Raw genomic sequence first — 16,596 nt, forward strand, 5'->3', positions numbered from 1 at the left:
CATTCACGACCGAAGGGAGGTTTTTTCCTACGGCCCTATTGGCTCGTCCAGACCCCGCGCTTATCCTGCGTAAAATTTACCAAACATAAGAATCAGGATTTCAAACATGAACGCCAGCGTTCAGCCTTCCGTGAAGCCGCACCCACACGCCCCGTCCTATTACGCCGCCACCGCCAACCGTCGGCTCAGCTACCCCACCCTGAACGGCGAGGTACGCGCCGATGTGTGCATCGTCGGTGGTGGTTTTTCCGGGCTGAACACCGCCATCGAGCTGGTCGAACGCGGCCTCTCGGTGGTGCTGTTGGAGGCCAACCAGATGGGCTGGGGCGCCAGCGGCCGCAACGGCGGTCAGCTGATTCGAGGCGTCGGCCATGACGTTGAGCGCTTTGCCGGGGTGGTCGGTGCCGACGGCGTGCGCGAGCTGAAGCTGCTCGGCCTGGAGGCGGTGGAAATCGTTCGCCGGCGCATCGAACACTTCAATATTCAATGCGACCTCACCTGGGGTTACTGCGACCTGGCCAACAAACCCAGCGACCTCGAAGGCTTTGCCGACGACCTCGCCGAACTGCGCGGCCTCGGTTACCGCCACGACTTGCGCTTGCTGCAGGCTGACGACATGCACCAGGTGGTTGGCTCGAGCCGCTATGTCGGCGGCCTGATCGACATGGGTTCCGGCCACCTGCACCCGCTCAACCTGGCCCTGGGCGAAGCTGCCGCCGCGCAGTCACTGGGCGTGCAACTGTTCGAGCACTCTGCCGTGACCCGCATCGACTACGGCAACCAAGTGCTGGTGCACACCGCCACCGGCAGTGTGCGCGCCAGCAACCTGGTGCTGGCCTGCAACGCCCACCTCAATGGCCTGAACAACAATCTGGGCGGCAAGGTGCTGCCCGCCGGCAGCTACATCATCGCCACCGAACCGCTGAGCCAGGCCCAGGCGCGCACCCTCATCCCGCAGAACATGGCGCTCTGCGACCAGCGCGTGGCGCTTGATTACTATCGTTTGTCGGCCGACCGCCGCCTGCTGTTCGGCGGCGCTTGCCACTATTCCGGTCGCGACCCGAAAGACATCGCTGCCTATATGCGGCCAAAGATGCTCGAAGTGTTCCCGCACCTGGACAAGGTCAAGATCGACTTCCAATGGGGCGGCATGATTGGCATCGGCGCCAACCGCCTGCCGCAGATCGGGCGCCTCAAGGAGCACAGCAACGTGTTCTACGCCCAGGCTTATTCCGGCCACGGGGTGAATGCCACGCACCTGGCGGGACGCTTATTGGCTGAAGCGATTGCCGGGCAGGAGAGCCGTGGTTTTGACCTGTTCGCCAAGGTGCCGCATGTAACCTTCCCCGGCGGCAAATACCTGCGCTCGCCGCTGCTGGCGTTGGGCATGTTGTGGCATCGATTGAAGGAAGTGATGTAAGGCCTCACACCCTCTCCTACAAATTTATGCCGGCATATCACAACGTCCAGAACGGACGCAGGGCCTCGTGGTTGGCTTCGGCGCGGGTAATGCCGATGTCGGTAAGCTGAACGTCGGTCAGATTGAGCAAGGCGCGTCGGGTGGTCAGCCGGCGCCAGAAGGCCGCCCAGCGCGACATCGGCGCTTTACGCACGGTTGGACGGTTCGCTACCGCCTTGGCCACCGTCGGTTTGCCAACCAATTCTTGCTGACCCAGGGTCAACCGAACATCGCTAAGCCCATTCATTTCCCTCACCTGCTTTCATGTGTATGTGGGAAATGATGATGCCGGGGCCGGCAAAAGCATGACAGATTCAAAAAACCACTATTTGCTCCATACAGATAGCCGCCATTGATAGCTGAATGGTGTTTTTCGGCGTCATCTGTATGGGCCTTGCCAAAACAGCCCACAGAAAGCACGATCTGTCCTTTCTGCCAGCCTGCAGGCATTCGCCATGACCCTCTATGTGAACCTCGCCGAACTGCTCGGTGCCCGTATCGAACAAGGTCTGTATCGCCCTGGCGACCGCTTGCCGTCGGTGCGAGCCCTGAGCGCCGAGCACGGGGTCAGCCTGAGTACCGTGCAGCAGGCCTACCGACACCTGGAAGACCAGGGCCTGGCAATGCCACGGCCCAAGTCCGGTTACTTCGTGCCGGAGGAGCGCGAAAAGCCGGCGCTGCCCATGGTTTCGCGCACCGCGCAGCGGCCGGTGGAAGTGTCGCAGTGGGACCAGGTGCTGGAGCTGATCAGCGTGGCACCCGGCAGTGACGGGCTGATTCAGCTGGGTCGCGGCCGTCCCGACCACACCAGCCCGACCCTCAAGCCCCTGCTGCGCAGCCTGTCGCGCCTGAGCCGTCGGCAAGACCTCAACGGCCTGACCTACGGCTGTATTCGCGGCCACCTGCCGCTGCGCAAACAGATCTCACGGTTGATGCTCGACTCTGGCTGCCAGATTCCGGCGGAAGACATCGTCATCACCACGGGCTGCCACGAAGCGCTGTCGGCGGCCATTCGCGCCATTTGCGAGCCGGGCGACATCGTCGCCGTCGACTCGCCGAGTTTTCACGGGGTGATGCAGGCACTCAAAGGCTTCGGCATGAAAGCCCTGGAACTGCCCACCGACCCACTCACCGGCATCAGCCTGGAAGCCCTCGAGCTGGCCCTGGAGCAGTGGCCGATCAAGGCCATTCAGTTGACGCCCAACTGCAACAACCCGATGGGCTACATCATGCCGGACGCCAACAAGCGCGCGCTGATCGCCCTGGCCCAGCGCTATGACGTGGCGATCATCGAAGACGACGTGTATGGCGAGCTGGCTTATCACTATCCGCGACCACGCACGATCAAGTCCTACGACGACGACGGCCGTGTACTGCTCTGCAGTTCGTTTTCCAAGACCGTGGTGCCCGGTCTGCGCATCGGTTGGATCGCGCCGGGGCGTTACCAGGAGCGCGTGCTGCACATGAAATACATGGGCACTGGCACCACCGCGCAATTGCCGCAACTGGCGCTGACCGAGTACCTGGAAGGCGGCCACTACGAGCCGCATATCCGCCGCATGCGCGCGCAGTACATGCGCAGCCGGGACCAGATGACCGACTGGGTCAGCCGCTATTTCCCGGCTGGCACACGGGTCAGCCGGCCACAAGGCAGCTTTATGATCTGGGTGGAAATGCCCGAAGGTTTTGACAGCATCCGCCTGAACCGCGAGCTGAAAGCGCACAAGATCCAGATCGCCCCGGGCAGCATCTTTTCCGCCGCCGGCAAGTACCGCAACTGCTTGCGCATGAGTTATGCGAGCAAGCCGGATGCGAAGACCGAAGCGGCGGTGCGGATCGTTGGTGAGACCGTGGCGCGGTTGTTGGCCGAGCACGCGTAGGTTGGGTTGAGCCACAGGCGAAGCCCAACGTGCCAGACGAAAGTCCCCCGCGTTGGGCTTCGCGTTGCTCAACCCAACCTACGCCCTCACCGGCTCACCCAAACCATTCCCCCGCATCAACAACACCACAAACCCCGCCGCGCCGACTGCCATCAGCAATGGCAACGCGTGCCCGCTCACCCATTGGCTAACTGCCCCGGTCACCAGCGGCCCGATCAGGCAACCAATGCCCCACAGCTGGGAAATATGGGCGTTGGCGCGCACCAGTTGATCATCGCGAAAGCGCTCACCGATCAGGATCAGCGACAGGGTAAACAGCCCGCCGGCACTGGCGCCGAACAACACCCACACCGGCCAGATCAGCGGCGTATGCAGTAGCAACGGCACGCACAGGCTGGAGATCATCAGCACCACGCCGCAGGCGAAAAACAGGCGCTGGCGCGACATCCGATCGGCCAGCCAGCCAATCGGCAATTGCAGCAAGGCATCGCCGACCACCACCACGCTGGCCATCAGCAGCGCGGTTTCCTGACTGAAGCCTTGGTGCAAGCCGTACACCGGCAGCAAGGTCAGCATCATCGCCTCGAAGGCAGCAAACAGACTGACCGCCCAGGCAATCGCCGGCATGCTCGCGCAGAACGCCCACAAGCCGCGGCCCGACGCACTATGGGCATCGACCTTCGGCGCGCCGGTGCGGCCCCACAGCATCAGCGAACCACCGATCAACAGACCGGTGCCGGTCCAGAAACCGAGGTCGGTGCTGGTGCCGAGCAGGCTCAGTACCAAGGGGCCACACAGTTGGCTCAAGGCGTAGCCGGTGCCATACAGCGCCACCAAGCGGCCGCGCCAACGGTCGACCGCCAGTTGATTGATCCAACTTTCGCCGAGGATAAACACCACGGTCAGGGCCACACCCAGCAGCAGGCGCAGCACCAGCCAGACTGGATAGCTGGGCATTAGCGCCATGGTGCTCACGCCCACGGCACTGACCAACAGGCAGATTTGCATCAGGCCCGTGGTGCCAAAACGCGCCGCCAAGCGACCGGCCAATACCGAGCCCAACAACACGCCCACCGCCGGCATGGCCGCCATCACGCCAATGGCGAAGTTGCCGTAACCCCAGCCTTCCAGGCGCAGCGAAACCAACGGCATGGTCACCCCCAGCGCCAAGCCGATGCTGACCACCGCCGCGACCACGGCGAAATAGGTACCCCAACGCATGACCACAGGTCATCTCCTTGTGCTGGGCCGCAAAATAAAAACGGCCGGGTTTCCTCTCAGAAACCCGGCCGCAGGTATGGCTCGTAGAGCCGGCCCCTTTTTAGTCAGGGGCGGACCTCAAAACTTCTTTATCCAGCCTTACCTAGACTGGAGACAACGCAAACCGAGATCTCCGGGGCTAAGGCCAGGCAAGGCGCCCCGCAGCTTTTAAGCGCAGCGTACTGCAGTACGTGAGCATTAAAAGCGAGGACGCAACGCCGCATGGCCGACGACCCGGAGATCGCAGCCGAACTCAGAGCTTGATCCAGGTGGATTTGAGCTCGGTGTATTTGTCGAACGCGTGAAGGGACTTGTCGCGGCCGTTACCCGACTGCTTGAAGCCACCAAACGGCGCGGTCATATCGCCGCCATCGTACTGGTTCACCCACACGCTACCGGCACGCAGGGCCTTGGCGGTGAGGTGGGCTTTGGAGATGTTGCTGGTCCATACCGCTGCCGCCAGACCGTAGATGCTGTCGTTGGCAATTTCTACGGCTTCCTCAGCGGTGTCGAAGGCAATCACCGACAGCACAGGGCCGAAGATTTCTTCCTGGGCGATGCGCATGGAGTTCGTCACGCCGTCGAAAATGGTCGGCTCGACGTAGGTACCACCGGTGGATTCCAGGGTGCGCTTGCCGCCCGCTACCAGCTTGGCGCCGTCGCTGTGACCGGCTTCGATGTAGCTCAGCACGTTGTTCATCTGCTGGGTATCGACCAGGGCACCGACGTTGGTTTCCGGGTCCAGCGGGTTGCCCGGTTTCCAGCCTTTCAGGGCCTCGATCACAAGCGGCAGGAATTGGTCTTTGATCGAACGCTCGACCAGCAGACGGGAACCGGCGGTGCACACTTCGCCCTGGTTGAAGGCAATGGCGCCAGCGGCCGATTCAGCGGCGGCTTGCAGGTCTGGTGCGTCAGCAAACACGATGTTCGGGCTCTTGCCACCGGCTTCCAGCCACACGCGTTTCATGTTCGATTCGCCCGAGTACACCAGCAGTTGCTTGGCGATTTTGGTCGAACCGGTGAACACAATGGTGTCCACATCCATGTGCAGGGCCAGGGCCTTGCCGACGGTATGGCCGTAGCCTGGCAGCACGTTGAGCACGCCAGCCGGAATACCGGCTTCGATAGCGAGTTGAGCAATACGAATGGCGGTCAGCGGCGATTTTTCCGAAGGCTTGAGCACCACCGAGTTACCGGTGGACAGCGCTGGGCCGAGTTTCCAGCAGGCCATCATCAACGGGAAGTTCCACGGCACGATGGCGCCAACCACACCGATGGGCTCGCGAGTGACCAGGCCCAGCTCGTTGTGCGGAGTGGCGGCCACTTCGTCGTAGATCTTGTCGATGGCTTCACCGCTCCACGACAGCGCGCGGGCGGCGCCCGGTACGTCGATGTTCAGCGAGTCGCTGATCGGCTTGCCCATGTCCAGAGTTTCCAGCAGGGCCAGCTCTTCGGCGTGCTCATCGAGCAAGGCGGCGAAACGGATCATGATTTCTTTGCGCTCGACCGGCGCCTTACGCGACCACACGCCCGAGTTGAAGGTGGCGCGGGCGTCTTTGACCGCCAGTTCGGCGTCGGCCAGATCGCAGCTGGCGACCTTGCCCAACACACGGCCATCGACCGGGCTGACGCAATCGAAAGTGTCACCGGACACCGCAGCGGTGTATTCGCCATGGATAAAGGCACGGCCTTCGATCTTCAGATCCTGGGCACGTTTTTCCCAATCGGCGCGGCTCAAGGTAGTCATGTGTGCGTCCTCTTATTAGTCGAGCTTTAATCAAGACGAAACAGCCGGCGTCAGCAACGCGCGTCTGTCAAAAATTCTGCAAGGCCTGCTCGGCCCAGTGTGCCGGCCACACTAAACCAGAGCACGGCGCCTTTCCATTATTTTTTACAAACATAGGGAAAACGCCCTTGTCATGTTCGTTTTATTAAACATAGACTGCGAGCCTCTTAGCCGAACTGGCAAGCACCCGCCGCTGCGCGGGGTCCGCGAGCAATAAAACCAACACCTGGACCACAGCATGAACATCAACGCCATCGTCGACTTCGCCGCCGCTACCACGGCCGCCGAACACTACCGTCCCGCCGCTGAAAAAGTACTCAAGGGCGACCCCGAGCAAAGCGTGCGCAACCACTACGCCAGCCCCTGCGGGCAGTTCGCCAGTGGCATCTGGGATGGCGCGGTTGGCCAGTGGACCGTGAATTACACCGAGCACGAGTACTGCGAAATTCTGCAGGGCGTGTCAGTACTGCGCGATGCCGACGGCAATGCGAAAACCCTGCGCACCGGTGATCGTTTCGTGATTCCCGCCGGCTTTAGTGGTACCTGGGAAGTGCTGGAAGCGACCCGCAAGGTGTATGTGATGTTTGAGCAAGCGGCGAGCTAAACCCCGCCATACCGAGTTTTCCTGCGTGAACGTTTAGCCCGCTTAATTGCGGGTTTTTTTATGGGCGCGATTCGCGGTGCGGCGCGCCCTCTCCCCAGCCCTCTCCCGCTTGCGGGAGAGGGCTGGGGAGAGGGGCTTTGGCGTTGTTCAGAACTCCAGCGTGCTGGAGACCTCGAACATCTGCGGATCACCAATCGAGATCAGGTAGGCGTTGGTCGATGAGGAGTAGTAGGTCTTGTCGAAGATGTTCTTCACGTTGAATTGCAGCTTGAGGTTCTTGCCACCGAGCTTGGTGTCGTAGCTGGCGAAGGCGTCGGCCACGGTGTAGTCCGGCAGGGTGAAGGTGTTTTCCGCATCGCCGGCACGCTCGCCGACATAACGCGCACCGGTGCCGACCCGCAGGCGGTCGCCGCCGATGAGCTGGCCGAAGTCATAGACGGCAAACAGCGAACCGGTGTTGCGCGCGACGTTGGCCAGGTCGTTGCCCTTCAGGGCAGGGTCTTTGGTCACTTCAGCGTCCAGGTAGGCGTAAGTGCCGATCAGGCTGATCTGGTCGGTGAGCTGGCCGGTGATATCCACTTCCAGACCACGGGAGCGCACCGCACCCGCCGCACGGGCGATGGATAGGCTGGAACCGGCAGGCGTTTCGTTGACCATCACGTTGCGCTTGTCGATATCAAACAGCGCCACGGTGCCGGTGATGCGCCCCGGCATATCCAGCTTCGCGCCAATTTCCCAGGACTTGCCCTCTTCCGGTTCCAGGCCATTGATGTCCGCGCCACCGCTCAGCGCCGCAATCGTGGAGTTGGGTTTGAACGACTCGCTGTAGCCGCCGTACAGCGAGAACACATCGCTCCACTGGTACACCAGGCCGGCGCGCGGCAGCCACTTCTGGCCATTGATATCGGTGTTCGTCACAAATGGACGGCCCTTGCCGGCCAACTGATCGTAGAGCTGGTAACGCGCGCCACCGACCAGAATCCATTTATCGTCGAGGTGAATGGAGTCCTGCACGAACGCCGACTGGCTGTAGACCTTGTCGGTCTGGTCGCTGTCCGCGGCGGAGACCGTGGTGGGCTCGGGCACCAGGCCGTACACCGGGTCCTGCGAATCGAGGCGCACGGTGGTGGTCTGGCGCAGCAGGTCGGAGCGGAAAATCTTGCGGTATTCGTGGTCGACACCGGTCAGCACCTCGTGGCGCATGCCGCCCAGTTGCAGGTCGCCGGAGAGGTCCAGGGTGGCGAAATGTTCGGTGCTCACCGCCCCACGGGTGCCGTCCAGGCGACGCACCAGACGCGTTGAGCTGCCGGCCGCGTAGCCGGTCACGCGCGCTTGGTAATCGTCGTAACGGTCGCGGTTGTAGCTGTAGGCGAAGTGGGTTTTCCAGTCGTCATTGAGGCGGTGCTCGACGTCGAAAATCGCCAGGTCGGAGCGCCCTTCAGTCTTGTTGTAGGGTTCGTCCAGACGACGCTCGCGGGGAATGTTCAGGGGCTTGTCGCTGCCCTTGGCGAGGATGGTGCCGCGGTCGAACGGGGTGACGTATTCGCGGTGCTCCCAAGACATATTCACCGTGGTGTCGTCACCCAACCAGGCCAGCGACGGCGCGATGGTTTTCTCCCGGCTGTTGCCGAAGTTGCGCCAGTAATCCGCGTCGTCGTAGTCGGCCACCAGGCGGTACGCCAGGTTGGTATCACCCAGCGCGCCGGTGCTGTCGAGCTGGCCGCCGCTGCCGTTCTTGCCATCGCCATAGGTGGAGGCGCGGGCAGTGATGGCGTTGTATTGCTGCAGCTGCGGCTTCTTGCTGACCAGGTTGATCACCCCGCCCGGGTCGAGAATGCCGTAGAGCATCGAGGCCGGGCCCTTGAGCACTTCCACCCGCTCGACGTTGGCGGTGAAGTTGCGGCCCTGCACGGTGCGCATGCCGTCACGCAGAATCGAGCCGTCGCGGTTGTCGCCAAAGCCGCGTTTCATCACCGCGTCCATGGTGCTGCCGAGGGTGTTGGCCTGGGTGATACCGCTGACGTTGACCAGGGCATCGTCAAGGTTGCGCGGCTGCTGGTCTTGCAGCACTTGCTGGGGAACCACGGCGATGGCCTGAGGGATCTCCAGCAGGGGCGCTTCGGAGCGCATGATCTTGCTGGTCGGTGGCGGCTGGTAGCTCTGCGCTTGCTGGGAGCTGGCGTCGATGTTCACTGCGTCCAGGTTCATCGCACCGTCGGTATGCAGACGTTGCAGGGTCAGGGTGCGCTCGTCGGTGCGCCGGAACGTGTAGCCCGAGCCTTGCAGCAGTTGGCTCAGGGCCTGCTCGGCGCTCATCTGCCCGCGAATGGCCGGGGCTTGCAGGCTGTAAGGGGCGTCATCGCTGTAAACCAGGCTCAGGCCGGTCACGCGGCTGAAGGCGCTCAAGGCCTGGGGCAACGGCTGGGCGTTGAGGGCAAAGCTGTACAACGCCTGGCTGGCCGCAACCGGTGCATCCGCGGCCTGCACCACCAGAGGCGCGCTGGTGGTCAGCAGCAGAGAAAGACCAAAAGCCGGTTTGCCAACCCTGAACATATACGTCATGAGCACCTAATCCGTGAAAGTGACCCGAGGCCGGGCTTACTGCGAGCAATTCGCAATTACAAGCACTACACGGATGCCAACGGCGGATACCTCACCGTCGATTGAAATTATTTTTCTGGGTTAACGCAGCAGCGTCAGGCCGAGTACCTGCTGACGCTGAAAACCGACCACGCTGGCCAGTGAAGCCAGCACTTGGTCCGGGTCCTGACTGGGGAAACTGCCGCTGATGCGCTGCTGCGCGAGAGCCGGGTTAAGCAACACGATGCGCCCCGGGCTGTAGCGCTGCACTTCGTCCAGCACCTGGGCCAGGGGCATTTGGTAGAACGTCAGCCAGCCCTGGCGCCAGGCCAGGCTGGCATCGCTGTCGACGCCCTGCACGCTGGCGGCCAGGCCGTGGTCGTAACTCACCTGCTGATTGGCCATCAACACCTGCGGTGTGTCGCCCGCTTTGGCGGTGACCGCGACACGCCCGGACTGCACCGTCACCTGCGCCCCGTCACCGCGCAGGCGTACTTCGAACTGGGTGCCGAGCACCTGCGCTTCACCCTCGGCAGCGCCGACAATAAACGGCTGCCCGGTATGGCTGACCTGAAAATATGCGGCGCCACGCAACAGTTCGATACGGCGCTGCTGGTCGCTGAAATGCACCTGCACGGCGCTGTCGGCATCCAGCAGCAACACCGACTGATCGGCCAGGGTGATCTGCCGCAACTGCCCCGGTGCCGACACATAGTCCGCGCGCAGCGAATCGACCCAGCGCTGCGGTTGCCAGCCCAGCAAGCCAAGCATCAGCAGCACGCTGGCGGCGCTGGCCAGTCCACCTAGCCACCAGCGTGGCAGCCCGCGGCGCGGCGGTTCGTCCATCGCTTGCAGGTAGCTGCCCAGCGCCTGCGCCTCTTCGGCCGCCAAGCGCTGCGCCGGCTGCTCGCTGAGCGCCCACAGCGCCTGCACCTGGGCGTAGGCTTCAACGTGAGCCGGCTCGGCATACAGCCACTGATCAAAGGCCTGACGCTCGGCCGCCGTCGGTTGCCCACGCAGCCGCTCGTGCCAGGTCAAGGCAAGCTGTTCGAGGGACGGTGCGACGTCGGCGACCACGCGCAAAGGGTGAGAACGGCTCATTGATCGGGCGACTCCAGGCTCGCCTTGCAGGCATCGAGGGCGCGCATCATATGTTTTTCCACGGCACTCTGGGACACCTGCATAGCCTTGGCGATTTCGCCATAGGTGCGCCCATGCACGCGATTGAGCAAAAAGATATGCCGCGTACGCTCGGGCAAGGCGCGCAGGGCCAGGTCGACCCTCTGCAGATCGTGGCGGGCATCCAGCGCGGCGTCCGGAGCGCTGGGCTCGCCCAGTTGCTCGCTGAGCAGGCCCGTTTCGTTGCGGGTGCGTGAGCTTTCGCTGCGCAGATGATCGATGGCCATGTTGCGCGCCGAACGCAGCAGGTAGGTGCTGAGCTCCTCAACCTGCACCTGCGGGCGGCGCCAGAAGCGCAGGAACAGGTCCTGCACCAGATCGGCCGCTGTCGCCCGGCAGCCAACCCGGCGGCTGACCAGCGCCTCCATGCGCGAGCGTTCCGACAGAAACACCCGCAGGAAATCCGCGCGCCCGGCGGGCTCAGCCGCGACCAGGGCCTGCGGCTGCGGATCGTGATGGGGGTCGTGGTCGGCCATGGAGGCGGAAGGTCGCGCGATAGAAATAATGCGCAAATGATAATGCCTTGCATTAAAGCCCGATAGAGGCCCCCGGTCGGATGCCGCATAATGGCCGCCGTTTTCGCCCCCAGGATTGCCACCGTGCCCCATTCGCCTACTCCCAAGAGCCTGCTGGTTATCGGCTACGTCTGGCCCGAGCCCCGCTCTTCGGCCGCCAGTGGGCACATGATGCAACTGCTGGAGTGCTTCCTTGAGCGGGGCTGGCAGATCACCTTTGCCAGCCCGGCCAACGAGGGCGAACACAAAGCCGACCTGCTGGCCCTCGGCATTGCCGAGCAATTGATCGAGTTGAACAACGAGAGCTTCGACACCTTCGTCCGCGAGCTGAACCCGGCGGTGGTGCTGTTCGACCGGTTCATGATGGAGGAGCAGTTCGGCTGGCGCGTCGAACAGCAATGCCCACAAGCATTGCGGGTGCTGGAAACCGTCGACCTGCATGCGTTGCGCGATGCCCGTCACCTGACATTCAAAGCCCACATGGCCGCAGGCCTGGGCGATGACTGTAGCGCGCTGTTCAACCTCGACGCCGCGCAGTTGTACCCATACATGGCCACCAGCGACACCGCGCAACGGGAGATCGCCGCCCTGTACCGCAGCGACCTCAGCCTGATGGTCTCGGATGCCGAAATCACCCTGCTCTGCGAGCAATTCAAACTGCCCGCCGCGCTCTTGGTGCACTGCCCGCTGCTGCTCGATGCCACCCCGCGCGAGGTGCTGCCATTTGAAGAACGGGCGCACTTCATCAGCATCGGCAACTTCCGCCATGCGCCCAACTGGGACGCCGTGCTGTGGTTGAAGCAGAGCATCTGGCCGCTGATCCGCCAGCAGCTACCGCAGGCGCAGCTGCATATCTACGGCTCGTACACGCCGCCCAAAGCCACCGCTCTGCATAACGCGGCGCAGGGGTTCCACATCATGAACTGGGCCCCAGATGCCTTGGTGGTAATGGAAGCCGCGCGCGTGTGCTTGGCGCCGTTGCGTTTTGGCGCCGGCATCAAAGGCAAGATCGCCGATGCCATGCTGTGTGGCACGCCGAACGTGACCACCCCGATTGGCGCCGAAGGCATGCACGGCGACTGGCCGTGGCCAGGCGAGGTGGTTAACGATGCCGCTGCTTTCGCTGACGCGGCGGTGCAGCTGTACCGCGACGAAGCGCGCTGGCAACGAGCCCAGGCGCATGGCTGGCAACTGCTGGCAGCGCGCTATGAGCGTCGGCAATGGGGAGCGTTGCTGATGCAGCGCATCGAAGATTGCCTGGCCAACCTTGACCACCACCGCCTGCAGAACTTCACCGGGACGATGCTGCGCCATCATCACCACAAGAGCACCAAATACATGGCGCAGTGGATCGAAGCGAAAAACCGTCAGTAAGCTCCGCGCCGCCGGATCGATGATCACCTGCTGCAGCAGTCGAGGCTCTCTCCCACAGAGGACCGCTTGTTTTTATAGGACAGGCCTTAGCCCCGATCAGCCTCAGCCCGATCAAACCACTCCGGCCTGCCGCAGCACCTCGATCTGCGCCGCATCCAAGCCCAACAATCGCTGCAACACCGCCTCAGTGTGCTCACCTAACAGCGGTGGAGCCTGGCGGTACTCGACCGGGGTTTCCGATAAACGAATCGGGCTAGCCACCTGCGGCAGCGTGCCGCCGAGGGAGTGCGGCACTTCAACCCGCAGGCCACGTGCGAGTACCTGCGGATCGTCAAATACCTGGGCCAGATCGTTGATCGGCCCGCAAGGCACGCCGGCTTGTTCCAAGGCCGCCACCCACTCGGCGGTGGTCTTGAACACCGTGGCTTGGCGAATCAATGGGATCAGCACCGCGCGGTTGGCCACCCGCTGTTTATTGTTGGCAAAACGTGGGTCATCGGCCCATTCGGCATGCCCGGCCACTTCGCAGAATTTGCGGAACTGGCCATCGTTACCGACGGTAAGAATGAAGTCGCCGTCGGCGGTGGGGAAATCCTGGTACGGCACGATATTGGGGTGGGCGTTGCCCAGGCGTTTGGGCGCATTGCCAGTGGTCAGGTAGTTCATCGCCTGGTTGGCCAGGCAGGCGACCTGCACGTCGAGCAGGGCCATGTCGATATGTTGGCCGCTGCCACCGCCTTCTTTATCACCGCGGTCGCGGTGGGCCAGCGCGGCCAGCACGGCGACGGTGGAATACAGACCGGTGAGGATATCGGTGAGCGCCACGCCGACTTTCACCGGGCCGCCGCCGGCTTCGTCATCCGGCTTACCGGTCAGGCTCATCAGGCCGCCGAGGCCCTGAATCATAAAGTCGTAACCGGCGCGTTTGGCATACGGGCCGTACTGGCCGAAGCCGGTGATCGAGCAGTAGATCAGCCGCGGGTTGATGGCTTTGAGCGAGGCGTAATCCAGGCCATAGGCGGCCAGGCCACCAACCTTGAAGTTCTCCAACAAAATGTCCGACTGCGCCGCCAGCTCACGCACCAGGCGCTGGCCTTCGGGCTGGGTGAAGTCGACGGTCACCGACTGCTTGTTGCGGTTGGCGGACAGGTAATAGGCCGCCTCGCTGGTGTTTTCGCCAGCGGCATCCTGCAGAAAGGGCGGGCCCCAGGCGCGGGTATCGTCGCCAACGCCAGGGCGCTCGATCTTGATCACCTCGGCGCCCAGATCCGCAAGAATCTGCCCGGCCCAAGGGCCAGCCAACACGCGGGAAAGATCGAGAACACGCAGGTGAGACAGAGCGCCGGGCATGGGAATCTCGCAAAGGCGTTTAGATGATTTTTACCGAGACCAAATTCGGCTCAATAGCGTCGCGAGCGCAGAGGATGCAAGGCGAAAGGAGGTGAGGAAGCGGAGTTGACTGTAGTCAATGAGCATTCCGAACCTCCTTTCAACGCAGCAGCATCAAGCGCAGCAGCTATTGAGCTGAATTTTAGAAGAACGCTTGGATGCCGGTTTGAGCCCGACCCAAGATCAAGGCATGCACATCGTGGGTCCCTTCATAGGTGTTCACCACTTCCAGGTTCACCAGGTGACGGGCCACGCCGAACTCGTCGGAGATGCCGTTGCCACCCAGCATGTCGCGGGCCAGGCGGGCGATATCCAGCGCCTTGCCGCAGCTGTTGCGCTTCATGATCGAGGTAATCTCCACCGCCGCGGTGCCTTCGTCCTTCATCCGGCCCAGGCGCAGACAGCCTTGCAGGGCCATGGTGATTTCGGTCTGCATGTCGGCGAGCTTTTTCTGGATCAGCTGGTTAGCCGCCAGCGGGCGACCGAACTGCTTGCGGTCCAGGGTGTACTGGCGCGCGGTGTGCCAGCAGAACTCGGCAGCGCCCAGCGCGCCCCAGCTGATGCCGTAACGTGCGGAGTTCAGGCAGGTGAACGGGCCTTTCAGGCCGCGAACATCAGGGAAGGCGTTTTCTTCCGGGCAGAACACGTTGTCCATCACGATCTCGCCGGTGATCGAAGCGCGCAGGCCGACCTTGCCGTGAATCGCCGGGGTGCTCAGACCCTGCCAGCCTTTTTCCAGCACGAAGCCGCGAATCGCGCCCTCATCGTCCTTGGCCCAGACCACAAATACGTCGGCAATCGGGCTGTTGGTGATCCACATTTTGGCGCCGCTGATGCGGTAGCCGCCGTCGACTTTCTTGGCGCGGGTGATCATCGAGCCCGGGTCAGAACCGTGGTCCGGTTCGGTCAGGCCGAAGCAGCCGATCCACTCGCCGCTGGCCAGTTTTGGCAGGTATTTCTGCTTGGTGGCTTCGTTGCCGAATTCGTTGATCGGCACCATCACCAGGGATGACTGCACGCTCATCATCGAACGGTAGCCGGAGTCGACGCGCTCCACTTCACGGGCGATCAGGCCGTAGCTTACGTAGTTCAGACCGCTGCCGCCGTACTGCTCCGGAATGGTCGCGCCAAGCAGCCCGACGTCGCCCATTTCGCGGAAGATTTTCGGGTCGGTCTGTTCATGGCGGAAGGCTTCCATCACCCGTGGCGCCAGCTTGTCCTGGGCGAACTGCTGGGCGCTGTCGCGCACCATGCGCTCTTCTTCGGTCAACTGCTGGTCCAGCATCAGCGGGTCTTCCCAGTTGAAGCGAGCGTTGGAAGCCATGTGCGAAATCCTCAAGTGATGGGTGCGATCCAGCCCGTGGCTGGCGATGGGGTTAATCCTAGTCAGCCCTGGGGAAAAGGCGCAAACGAGGTTTTCGCACAGACCTGTGCTAATTTCTCACTTCGAAAGGGCAGAAAAGCCTAAATAGACCATTTCCGAGTGCAACTAACGCATACGAGTAGCCGATGCGCCGCAAAATCCCCAGTACCGCCGCCTTGGTCGCCTTCGAGGCCGCCGCCCGCCACCAAAGCTTTACCAAGGCCGCCGAAGAGCTGTCGTTGACCCAGAGTGCCATCTGTCGGCAGATCGCCAGCCTGGAGGAATTTCTCGGCATCGCCCTGTTCCGCCGCTCCCGTCGCGGCGTGCAATTGACTGAAGCCGGGCTGAGTTACGGCCGACGGGTAGCGGCGCAACTGGATGCGGTGGAGCGCGACACCCTGTCGGTGATGGGCCAGCACGGCGCCAACAGCCTAGAGCTGGCTATCGTGCCGACCTTCGGCACGCAATGGCTGCTGCCGCGGCTGAAACACTTCCAGGCTCTGCACCCGGAAGTGACGGTGAACCTCACCAACCGCACCCGCCCGTTTCTGTTTGCCGACACCGAATTCGATGCGGCGGTGTATTTCGGCGACGCTGTGTGGTCGGGTACCGAAGCGCATTTTCTGATGCCGGAAAACTCCCTGCCGGTGTGCAGCCCGGCACTGTTGCCGGCCAGCGGCGAGCTGGATGCCGAGCACATCGCCCAGTTGCCGCTGCTGCAACAGACCACCCGCCCCTATGCCTGGCGCCAGTGGTTCGGCTCCCTGGGCATGAGCGTGCCGCGGGACATGACCGGGCCGCGTTATGAGCTGTTTTCCATGCTCGCCCAGGCGGCGCAGCACGAAATGGGCATCGCCCTGATTCCGCCGTTTCTGATTCAGCGCGAACTGGCCGAAGGCAGTTTGATAGTGGCCATGCAGCACGCCTGTTTAAGCGACAAGGCCTATCACCTGATGATTCCCGAGCGCAAAACCGAAACCGAGGCGTTGCGGGCGTTTCGCGATTGGTTGGTGCAGCAGGCGAAGGACTATCGGGAAACTCTGACACCTTAACGACCGGCGTTTCATCCGAGATATTTCGCGGCTGAAGTCCCTCCCACGAGCGTTCGCATTTGAAGTGCGCCCCAGAAGTTGGACACCAATCCAACCTCTGGGGCGTTTTTCATGAGCAAGTACACAACACAATTCAAGCTGTCTGCCGTTACCGC

Annotated in this window: 13 protein-coding genes; 5 read left to right on the plus strand and 8 right to left on the minus strand. The window is 62.6% G+C overall.

Annotation, left to right across the window (positions count from 1 at the left end; genetic code table 11):
* The first annotated feature begins 106 nt into the window (after window positions 1–106).
* Window positions 107–1,420 (plus strand): FAD-binding oxidoreductase, encoded by a 1,314-nt coding sequence (locus C8K61_RS19865; RefSeq protein ID WP_108098019.1) that lies wholly within the window; start codon window positions 107–109, stop codon window positions 1,418–1,420.
* Window positions 1,421–1,457: 37 nt separating this feature from the next.
* Here the strand turns inward: C8K61_RS19865 and C8K61_RS19870 are convergent, their stop codons facing one another.
* A complete protein-coding gene (locus C8K61_RS19870; RefSeq protein WP_108098020.1) occupies window positions 1,458–1,706 on the minus strand; it encodes a DUF1127 domain-containing protein in 249 nt (82 codons plus the stop codon).
* A 208-nt stretch (window positions 1,707–1,914) separates the two neighbouring features.
* Here C8K61_RS19870 and C8K61_RS19875 point away from each other — a divergent pair, with 208 nt between their 5' ends.
* The gene (locus C8K61_RS19875) at window positions 1,915–3,339 is read left to right on the plus strand and encodes a PLP-dependent aminotransferase family protein (RefSeq protein WP_108098021.1); all 1,425 of its coding nucleotides are present in this window, start codon (window positions 1,915–1,917) and stop codon (window positions 3,337–3,339) included.
* Between the two features lie 78 nt (window positions 3,340–3,417).
* On the opposite strand, the gene C8K61_RS19880 is transcribed toward C8K61_RS19875, so the two are convergent.
* Together C8K61_RS19880 and C8K61_RS19885 are read right to left on the minus strand one after the other, a co-directional pair.
* A complete protein-coding gene (locus C8K61_RS19880; protein ID WP_108098041.1) occupies window positions 3,418–4,560 on the minus strand; it encodes an MFS transporter in 1,143 nt (380 codons plus the stop codon).
* A 292-nt stretch (window positions 4,561–4,852) separates the two neighbouring features.
* Window positions 4,853–6,346, minus strand: a complete 1,494-nt coding sequence (locus tag C8K61_RS19885) for an aldehyde dehydrogenase (protein WP_108098022.1) — start codon at window positions 6,344–6,346, stop codon at window positions 4,853–4,855.
* Between the two features lie 277 nt (window positions 6,347–6,623).
* Here C8K61_RS19885 and C8K61_RS19890 point away from each other — a divergent pair, with 277 nt between their 5' ends.
* On the plus strand, window positions 6,624–6,989 hold the full coding sequence (locus tag C8K61_RS19890; protein ID WP_108098023.1) for a cupin domain-containing protein: 366 nt from the start codon (window positions 6,624–6,626) through the stop codon (window positions 6,987–6,989).
* 147 nt (window positions 6,990–7,136) lie between these two features.
* Here C8K61_RS19890 and C8K61_RS19895 read toward each other — a convergent pair whose 3' ends face one another.
* The 3 genes from C8K61_RS19895 to C8K61_RS19905 all read right to left on the minus strand — a co-directional run bounded on the left by C8K61_RS19895 (window position 7,137) and on the right by C8K61_RS19905 (window position 11,224).
* The gene (locus tag C8K61_RS19895) at window positions 7,137–9,551 is read right to left on the minus strand and encodes a TonB-dependent receptor (RefSeq protein WP_108098024.1); all 2,415 of its coding nucleotides are present in this window, start codon (window positions 9,549–9,551) and stop codon (window positions 7,137–7,139) included.
* A gap of 120 nt (window positions 9,552–9,671) precedes the next feature.
* Complete coding sequence (locus tag C8K61_RS19900; RefSeq protein ID WP_108098025.1) at window positions 9,672–10,670, minus strand: FecR family protein; 999 nt, start codon at window positions 10,668–10,670, stop codon at window positions 9,672–9,674.
* On the minus strand, window positions 10,667–11,224 hold the full coding sequence (locus C8K61_RS19905) for an RNA polymerase sigma factor (protein WP_108098026.1): 558 nt from the start codon (window positions 11,222–11,224) through the stop codon (window positions 10,667–10,669). Before C8K61_RS19905 ends, C8K61_RS19900 begins: the two co-directional genes overlap by 4 nt.
* 90 nt (window positions 11,225–11,314) lie before the next feature.
* Here C8K61_RS19905 and C8K61_RS19910 point away from each other — a divergent pair, with 90 nt between their 5' ends.
* On the plus strand, window positions 11,315–12,637 hold the full coding sequence (locus C8K61_RS19910) for a glycosyltransferase (protein WP_108098027.1): 1,323 nt from the start codon (window positions 11,315–11,317) through the stop codon (window positions 12,635–12,637).
* Between the two features lie 111 nt (window positions 12,638–12,748).
* On the opposite strand, the gene C8K61_RS19915 is transcribed toward C8K61_RS19910, so the two are convergent.
* Both C8K61_RS19915 and C8K61_RS19920 read right to left on the minus strand, forming a co-directional pair.
* A complete protein-coding gene (locus C8K61_RS19915) occupies window positions 12,749–13,987 on the minus strand; it encodes a CaiB/BaiF CoA-transferase family protein (protein ID WP_108098028.1) in 1,239 nt (412 codons plus the stop codon).
* 181 nt (window positions 13,988–14,168) lie between these two features.
* Window positions 14,169–15,350, minus strand: a complete 1,182-nt coding sequence (locus C8K61_RS19920) for an acyl-CoA dehydrogenase (protein WP_108098029.1) — start codon at window positions 15,348–15,350, stop codon at window positions 14,169–14,171.
* Window positions 15,351–15,535: 185 nt separating this feature from the next.
* Between C8K61_RS19920 and C8K61_RS19925 the strand changes: the two genes are divergently transcribed.
* A complete protein-coding gene (locus tag C8K61_RS19925; protein WP_108098030.1) occupies window positions 15,536–16,441 on the plus strand; it encodes a LysR substrate-binding domain-containing protein in 906 nt (301 codons plus the stop codon).
* The last annotated feature ends 155 nt before the right edge of the window (window positions 16,442–16,596 follow it).

This window comes from Pseudomonas sp. GV071, from assembly GCF_003050835.1.
Lineage (GTDB): Bacteria > Pseudomonadota > Gammaproteobacteria > Pseudomonadales > Pseudomonadaceae > Aquipseudomonas.

Coding starts and splice junctions, on each gene's coding strand:
- C8K61_RS19865 (WP_108098019.1), top strand. CDS start 107: ATGAACGCCAGCGTTCAGCCTTCCGTGAAGCCGCACCCACACGCCCCG.
- C8K61_RS19870 (WP_108098020.1), bottom strand. CDS start 1,706: ATGAATGGGCTTAGCGATGTTCGGTTGACCCTGGGTCAGCAAGAATTG.
- C8K61_RS19875 (WP_108098021.1), top strand. CDS start 1,915: ATGACCCTCTATGTGAACCTCGCCGAACTGCTCGGTGCCCGTATCGAA.
- C8K61_RS19880 (WP_108098041.1), bottom strand. CDS start 4,560: ATGCGTTGGGGTACCTATTTCGCCGTGGTCGCGGCGGTGGTCAGCATC.
- C8K61_RS19885 (WP_108098022.1), bottom strand. CDS start 6,346: ATGACTACCTTGAGCCGCGCCGATTGGGAAAAACGTGCCCAGGATCTG.
- C8K61_RS19890 (WP_108098023.1), top strand. CDS start 6,624: ATGAACATCAACGCCATCGTCGACTTCGCCGCCGCTACCACGGCCGCC.
- C8K61_RS19895 (WP_108098024.1), bottom strand. CDS start 9,551: ATGACGTATATGTTCAGGGTTGGCAAACCGGCTTTTGGTCTTTCTCTG.
- C8K61_RS19900 (WP_108098025.1), bottom strand. CDS start 10,670: ATGAGCCGTTCTCACCCTTTGCGCGTGGTCGCCGACGTCGCACCGTCC.
- C8K61_RS19905 (WP_108098026.1), bottom strand. CDS start 11,224: ATGGCCGACCACGACCCCCATCACGATCCGCAGCCGCAGGCCCTGGTC.
- C8K61_RS19910 (WP_108098027.1), top strand. CDS start 11,315: ATGGCCGCCGTTTTCGCCCCCAGGATTGCCACCGTGCCCCATTCGCCT.
- C8K61_RS19915 (WP_108098028.1), bottom strand. CDS start 13,987: ATGCCCGGCGCTCTGTCTCACCTGCGTGTTCTCGATCTTTCCCGCGTG.
- C8K61_RS19920 (WP_108098029.1), bottom strand. CDS start 15,350: ATGGCTTCCAACGCTCGCTTCAACTGGGAAGACCCGCTGATGCTGGAC.
- C8K61_RS19925 (WP_108098030.1), top strand. CDS start 15,536: ATGCGCCGCAAAATCCCCAGTACCGCCGCCTTGGTCGCCTTCGAGGCC.